This is a genomic window from Campylobacter sp. 2018MI10 (assembly GCF_018501175.1).
Lineage (GTDB): Bacteria > Campylobacterota > Campylobacteria > Campylobacterales > Campylobacteraceae > Campylobacter_E.
In genome coordinates this window covers 1-410 of record NZ_JAHCZD010000116.1, presented here as the reverse complement: position 1 = coordinate 410, position 410 = coordinate 1, and the positions used below count along the sequence as shown (strand labels likewise).

General features: G+C 37.3%; 1 protein-coding gene. It reads left to right on the top strand.

The window, feature by feature from the left end; all coding sequences use genetic code 11:
- Positions 1-410, top strand: a 410-nt coding sequence (locus KJR01_RS09930) for a DUF2130 domain-containing protein (RefSeq protein ID WP_214119084.1), incomplete at both ends; no start/stop codon positions are given.

The following is a 410-nucleotide window of genomic DNA, read 5'->3' as shown; positions in this document are numbered from 1 at the left end:
CTCCAAGGCGAAGTAGCCGAACTACTCATAGAAGAATACATACAAAGTGAGTATTTAAGCGATGAAGTAAAAGAAGAGCCAAAGGGAGTAAATGGGGCGGATTGTTTGCATATCGTAAAAGACAGCTTTGGCAATATTTGCGGTAGTATTTTGTATGAGAGCAAACGTACTAAAGAGTTTAATAAAGAATGGATCGACAAGCTTAAGCTTGACAGCATAGCCGCTAAAAGTGATATAGCGGTTTTAATCACCAAAACCATGCCTAAAGACAAGCAAAAAACACATTTTAAAGAGGGGATTTTAATCTGCACTTTTGCTGAATTTAAAGGCGTTTTGGCGGTGCTTAGAGAAAACATAGTCAATGCTTGCAAGCTCAAAAATGCTCTACAAAACAAAGATGAGAAAAATCA